Here is a 6,838-nt window from a genome sequence, read left to right as displayed (position 1 = left end):
TATAATACTCCCATGGCTAAGAGGGTTATACTCGCTTACTCAGGAGGTCTTGACACCTCCGTAATAGTCAGGTGGCTCACCGACAAGGGCTATGAGGTCATAACCTACACCGCAGACGTGGGACAGGGAGAGGAGCTCACCGAGATACCCGACAAGGCGAGGGCTTCGGGCGCTGTTGAGGCTATAGTTGAGGATATAAAGGAGGAGTTTGCAAGGGATTTCTGCCTTCCAACCCTGAGGGCTCTCGCCCTTTACGAGGGAAAATACCCTCTGAGTGCTTCCCTCTCAAGACCTCTCATATCTAAGAAGCTCGTCAAGTATGCGGAGAAATTCAATGCGGACTACGTAGCTCACGGCTCAACGGGTAAGGGCAACGACCAGGTAAGGTTTGAGCTTTCCGTGTGGGCTCTAAACCCCGATATAGAGGTCATAGCTCCCGTGAGGGAGTGGGAGTTCAAGGCGAGGGAGGAGCAGGTTGAGTACGCAAAGAGACACGGCATACCCGTAAAGGTTACTAAGGAAAAGCCCTACTCAATAGACAGGAACCTGTGGGGTGTATCGGTAGAGTGCGGTCCCCTTGAGGACCCATGGCAGGAACCGCCGGAGGACGCCTACCAGATAACGAGCTCTCCTCAGAAAGCTCCCGATGAGCCCGAGTACGTGACCCTCGGATTTGAGGAGGGTGTGCCCGTATCCCTCAACGGCAAGAGCTATAAGCTGCTTAGCGAGCTTATCCTTGAGCTCAACGAGATAGCCGGAAGGCACGGCGTGGGCAGGATAGATATCGTTGAGAACAGGCTCGTGGGTATAAAGAGCAGGGAGATATACGAGGCTCCCGGGGCTACGGTCCTCTACGAGGCGTACAGGGATCTCCTTTCGCTGGTGACGGACAGGTTCACCTTCCACTACTTCCTGAGCCACGTGCCCTACGAGTACGCAAAGCTCGTCTACGAAGGTCTCTGGTTTACACCCCTCAGGGAGGCTCTTGATGCCTTCACGGAGCGCTTGGGGAGGGACGTCAGCGGTGAGGTAAGGCTCAAGCTCTTTAAGGGAGGAGTGAGCGTTGTAGGAAGGAGGTCTCCCAATTCCCTCTACGTTGAGGACCTCGCCACCTACTCAGAGAAGGATACCTTTGACCACCTCGCGGGCAAGCATTTCACTAAGGTTTGGGGACTCCCCCTGAAAGTTTTAGGTAGGAGAAGGACTTAGGGAAATACCTGTCCTCAACGGGTAATTCCTTCTGTCCCACCCACTTCCCAATTTACAGAAAACTTGATTAGGAAGTAAAAAAAGTTTATACTTATTTACATGACTTAGGTCATGTGATTTTTATCAGTATAGGAGGGTACCGTCATGGCTGAGGTTGGCGTCAGAGAAAGGACCGGGAAGCGGGGAGTTTCCCGGAGGGACTTCTTGAAGACCGCTGCGGCGGTTTCTGCTGCAACAGCAGTTGGAATGAGCATCCCTGAGGAGGTCCTCGCAAAGGCTTCCCAGGCTGAGAAGGGATGGCGATGGGACAAGGCGGTGTGCAGGTTCTGCGGGACTGGATGCGGTGTCATGGTTGCGGTCAAAGACGACCGGATAGTTGCGGTCAAGGGGGACCCCAAGGCGCCCGTGAACAGGGGACTCAACTGCATCAAGGGTTACTTCCTCGCAAAGATACAGTACGGTGCCGACAGGCTCACGAAGCCGCTTCTGAGGGTGAACGAGAGGGGTGAGTTTGACAAGAAGGGAAAGTTCAAGCCCGTGAGCTGGCAGAAAGCCTTTGAGGTCATGGCTCAGAAGTTCAAGGAGGCTTACAACGAGCTCGGTCCCGAGGGGGTTGCCATATTCTCCTCAGGTCAGTACACGATAATGGAGGGCTACGCTGCTGTAAAGCTGATGAAGGCGGGCTTTAGGTCAAACAACATAGACCCCAACGCGAGGCACTGCATGGCTTCTGCGGTCGCAGCCTTTATCCAGACCTTCGGTATTGACGAACCCGCAGGGTGCTATGACGACATTGAACTCACCGATACCTTCGTCCTCTGGGGCTCCAACATGGCTGAGATGCACCCCGTCCTGTGGGCAAGGGTAATTGACAGGAAGCTCTCCAACCCCGACAGGGTCAAGCTCGTGGTTCTATCAACCTTCACCCACAGGTCTATAGACCTCGCGGACATACCGATAATCTTCAAGCCAAATACAGACCTCGCTATACAGAACTACATACTGAGGGAGATAGTGTACAACCACCCCGAGGCTATTGACTGGGACTTTGTAAAGAACCACTGCGCCTTCGCAACAGGCTACGTAGACATAGGCTACGGGATGAGGGGTAATCCCGAGCATCCCAAGTATTCTGAGAAGGAAAGGGAGACCATGAGGAAGGAGCTCGTCAAGACAGTTTCCGAGGACGAGGCGATAGCCCTCAAGTACCTGAACCTCAAGCCCGGCGACAAGCTCCACATGAAGCACAGGAAGCAGGCTGGAAAGCACTGGGTTATCACCTACGAAGAGTTCAAAAAGGCTCTTGAGCCCTACACCCTTGATTACGTTGCGAGGGTAGCCAAGGGAGACCCCGACGAGCCCCTTGAGGAGTTCAAGAAGAAGCTCAAGGCTCTCGCAGACCTATACATAGAGAAGGGAAGGAAGGTCGTCTCCTTCTGGACGATGGGCTTTAACCAGCACACGAGGGGAACATGGGTGAACGAGCAGAACTACGCCATACATCTCCTTCTCGGAAAGCACGCCAAGCCCGGTAGCGGTGCCTTCTCCCTAACTGGACAGCCCTCAGCCTGTGGAACGGCGAGGGAGGTAGGAACCTTCTCCCACAGGTTACCTGCGGACATGGTCGTCTTCAACCCCAAGCACAGGAAGATAGCGGAGAAGATATGGAGGGTCCCCCACGGAACGGTGAACCCCAAAGTGGGGGCGAACATAATTCAGATAATGAGGGACCTTGAGGACGGAAAGATAAAGTGGGCTTGGGTTATGGTCTGTAACCCATGGCAGGACTGTGCGAACGCCAACCACTGGATAAAGGCTGCGAGGGAGATGGACAACTTCATAGTGGTTTCCGACTCCTACCCCGGCATATCCGCAAAGGTGGCAGACCTTATACTCCCCGCAGCGATGATATACGAGAAGTGGGGAGCCTACGGTAACTCCGAGAGGAGGACCCAGCACTGGAAGCAGCAGGTGACACCCCCAGGAGAGGCAATGCCCGATGAGTGGCACCTGATAGAGTTCTCCAAGTTCTTCAAGCTCAAGGAGTGCTGGAAGGAGTGGAAGCTCAGCGACGGAACTGTTCTTCCCAACGTCCTTGAGGAGGCTAAGAAGCTCGGCTACGACCCCGAGATGACCCTCTACGATGTCCTCTTCTCCAAGGAGGTCTTCAAGAAGACCATCCCCCACGTGAACATAGAGTGGCCCCAGCCCGTTGCCTACCACCCGATAACCAAGGAGAAGCACTTAAACACCTCCGCGGAAGGGGACAGGAGGAACGTCCTCGGTGCGGACGGAAAGCCCTGGAAGGGTTACGGCTTCTTTATCCAGAAGGCTCTTTGGGAAGAGTACAGGCTCTTCGGTCTCGGGCACGGACACGACCTTGCAGACTTTGACACCTACCACAAGGTAAGGGGACTAAGGTGGCCCGTTGTTGACGGAAAGGAGACCCTATGGAGGTTCAACGCCAAGTACGACCCCTATGCGAGGAAGTACGGGAAGAGCAAGGACTTTGCCTTCTACGGACCTGCCCTGAAGAAGATACCCGAGGGAACTCTGTATGGACCCAAGAAGGGAACTAAGGTAGATCTGACCAACAGGGCAAAGATATTCTTCAGACCCTACATGGAGCCGCCGGAGGTACCCGATAAGGAGTACCCCTTCTGGCTTGCCACGGGAAGGGTCCTTGAGCACTGGCACTCAGGTACCATGACGATGAGGGTTCCCGAGCTCTACAGGGCTGTCCCCGAGGCTTACTGCTACATGAATCCCGAAGATGCCAAGAGGATAGGGGTCAAGGAAGGAGAGCTCGTCTGGATAGAGAGCAGGAGAGGAAAGATAAAGGCAAGGGTCAAGACACGTGGAAGGAACAGACCCCCTAAGGGACTCGTCTTCGTCCCGTGGTTTGACGAGAGGGTTTACATCAACAAGGTGACCCTTGACCAGAGATGCCCCATATCCAAGCAGACCGACTACAAGAAGTGCGCCGTCAAGATATACCCTGCGTGAGGTGAAGGATATGGCTAAGGACAGGTCCCCCCGCTCGGAGACGAGGAGAAAGTTCCTCGTCAGAACCATGCAGGCTATAGGCATATCCATAGTGGGGGGCGTTGTCTGGGGAGCCTTTATCAAGGAGAACACCTACGACCCTCTCGTTATAAGACCCCCGGGTGCCCTGCCCGGGGACGAATTTCTCAAGAAGTGCATAAAGTGCGGACTCTGCGTTGAAGCCTGCGCCAACAGACCTTCCGTGCCCTACGAGGACGGAAAGAAGATGGTTACGCTTCGCCTCGCAGCCCCGGGAGACAACAAACCTCTGGGAACGCCCTACTTCATACCGAGAGAAGTCCCCTGCTATATGTGTGAGGACATCCCCTGCGTTCCCGCCTGTCCCACAGGTGCCTTGGAGCCAGACCTCGTCTCCACCATCAAGAACGGCAAGAAAGAGCTTGACATCACCAAGGCGAGGATGGGTGTTGCTGTCATAGACCAGAAGAACTGCATAGCCTACTGGGGGCTCAGGTGTGATGCCTGTTACAGGGTCTGCCCCATACTTGACAAGGCTATATACATAGAGGTTTACAGAAACCCCAGAACGGGTAAGCACGCCTTTATGGTTCCCAAGGTGGACGCCGACTACTGCACTGGCTGCGGTCTGTGCGAGCACGCCTGCGTTACCGAAAAGCCCGCCATATTCGTTCTACCCAGAGAGATAGCCCTCGGAAGGGCTGGAAAGCACTACATGAAGGGCTGGGAGGAGAGCAAGGAAGTTGAAGAGCTGACGGGGACGAGAGGACCGGGACACAAGAGTGCGGAGGACTACCTGAACACGGAGGACCTTCTCAATGAGTGAGGAGAGGAAAGGAATAGGACACTACCTTTACAAACACAGGTTCCTGATTCTGAGGAGGCTCTCCCAGCTTTCCATAATGGTCCTTTACATAGGGGGAAATATCTACGGCTGGAGCATACTCCGGGGGAACCTGAGCTCCTCAAGGCTTTTTGACGCCGTGCCTCTCGCTGACCCCTTTGCGGTCCTCCAGATGTTCTTTGCGGGGGCTGTGGTTGCCGCCGATGCCCTCATAGGCGCAGGCTTGATACTCGCCTTCTACGCCCTCATAGGAGGGCGTGCCTTCTGCAGCTGGGTCTGCCCGGTGAACGTGGTAACGGACTTTGCCAACTGGCTCAGGGTAAAGACTAAGATACACAGGGAGGAGTGGCAGCTCAGGATAACGAGGAAGACAAGGTACCTCGCCCTTGCCCTCGCCCTCATCCTCTCCCTCATACTCGGTATGCCCGCCTTTGAGTACGTTAGCCCCATATCCATACTCCACAGGGGGCTGATATTCGGGATGGGTCTGGGCTGGACTATGGTCCTCGCCATATTCCTCTTTGACCTCTTCGTAATAAAGAACGGGTGGTGCGGGCACGTCTGTCCCCTCGGTGGCTTTTACTCCCTCGTAACGAGACCGAGTCTCATAAGGGTTGATTACAACAAGGACAAGTGTACCGAGTGCATGGAGTGCGTGAAGATATGCCCCGAGAGCCAGGTTCTGCACATGGTGGGAAAATACAGCTCCCTCGTAAAATCGGGGGAGTGCATAAACTGCGGGAGGTGTGTGGAGGTCTGCAACGACGACGCAATCTACTTCACCTTGAGATTTAAAAAGGAGGATGTCAGCCATGAGGCTAAGTAAGGAGCTGTTCCTGCTGTCAGCCGGTGCTTCTTTGGTGTTTCTGAGCGTAGCTCAGGCTGTTAAGGAGGTCATCTCTGAGGAGGAGCTGGGCTACAGGAACCAGACCCTCTACGACGAGAAACCTGTAGCTCCCCCGAAGGTTGAGTTTCCCAAGAACCCTCCGGGTAGCGGAAAGAAATTTACGAGAGCCTATGAAAACGCTCCACCCCAGATACCCCACTCGGTAGAAGGTCTCGTACCCATAAAGCCCGGTCAGAATGCCTGCCTCGGTTGCCACATGCCCGATGTAGCCAAATCTGTCGGAGCCACACCTATCCCCAAGACCCACATAGCCCTTGACCTCTTCACCAAAGGGGGAAAGAAGAAAGAGCTCAAGATTGACCCAGCGAGGTATCAGTGCGTTATGTGCCACACTCCTCAGGCGGATGCACCCCCACTCGTGAAGAACGTCTTCAAGCCCGAGTTCAGGGATCCACAGGCAAAGCAGAGGTCAACGCTCTTTGAGCGCTGGAAAGAGGGGCTGCCTTGAACAGGAGAGAGCTCTTTAAGGCATTCCTGCCCTCCTCGGAGAAGGAAAGGCTCCTCCCGAGACCTCCCGGAAGCGGGGAGGACTTTGAACCCTGCAGAGATTGCGAGGCTCCCTGTGTAAAGGAGTGTGAGACAGGGGTTCTCGTCAGAGATGAGGAGGGCGCACCTTACCTTTTCTTTGAAAGGGCTGGCTGTTCTTTCTGCGGGGTCTGTGCCAAAGTATGTCCAGAGGGCGTTATATCGGAGGGTGTACCGAAGAAGATAAAGGCACGGGTTGTAATAGACCCAAAGAGGTGCAGTGCCTGGAGAGGGGTTCTATGCTTCTCCTGTAAGGAGCCCTGCCTTGACAACGCGATAAGGTTTGAGGGCTTATACAGACCCGTGATAATCCCCGATAGGTGCACAGC

6 protein-coding genes are annotated in these 6,838 nt (G+C 54.7%); all 6 read left to right on the top strand.

Going from position 1 to position 6,838, the window contains the following annotated elements:
- The first annotated feature begins 12 nt into the window (after positions 1-12).
- Positions 13-1,209 carry an argininosuccinate synthase gene (locus AC1HCM_RS03775; protein ID WP_479460445.1) on the top strand — a complete coding sequence of 399 codons (1,197 nt, stop codon included), beginning with the start codon at positions 13-15 and terminating at the stop codon, positions 1,207-1,209.
- 144 nt (positions 1,210-1,353) lie between these two features.
- Positions 1,354-4,215, top strand: coding sequence for a nitrate reductase catalytic subunit NapA (gene napA, locus AC1HCM_RS03770; RefSeq protein ID WP_479460444.1), 2,862 nt, complete (start codon positions 1,354-1,356; stop codon positions 4,213-4,215).
- Between the two features lie 10 nt (positions 4,216-4,225).
- On the top strand, positions 4,226-5,059 hold the full coding sequence (napG, locus tag AC1HCM_RS03765; RefSeq protein ID WP_479460443.1) for a ferredoxin-type protein NapG: 834 nt from the start codon (positions 4,226-4,228) through the stop codon (positions 5,057-5,059).
- Complete coding sequence (napH, locus tag AC1HCM_RS03760) at positions 5,052-5,903, top strand: quinol dehydrogenase ferredoxin subunit NapH (protein ID WP_479460442.1); 852 nt, start codon at positions 5,052-5,054, stop codon at positions 5,901-5,903. Before napG ends, napH begins: the two co-directional genes overlap by 8 nt.
- Positions 5,890-6,432, top strand: coding sequence for a nitrate reductase cytochrome c-type subunit (locus AC1HCM_RS03755; RefSeq protein ID WP_479460441.1), 543 nt, complete (start codon positions 5,890-5,892; stop codon positions 6,430-6,432). The genes napH and AC1HCM_RS03755 overlap by 14 nt, the downstream gene beginning before the upstream one ends.
- Positions 6,429-6,838, top strand: a 410-nt coding sequence (locus AC1HCM_RS03750) for a 4Fe-4S dicluster domain-containing protein (RefSeq protein WP_479460440.1), incomplete at its 3' end; no start/stop codon positions are given. The genes AC1HCM_RS03755 and AC1HCM_RS03750, both read left to right, overlap by 4 nt.

This window comes from Hydrogenivirga sp. (assembly GCF_056450045.1).
Note: the sequence above shows the minus strand (reverse complement) of the source record. Positions and strands in the feature narration are given on the sequence as shown.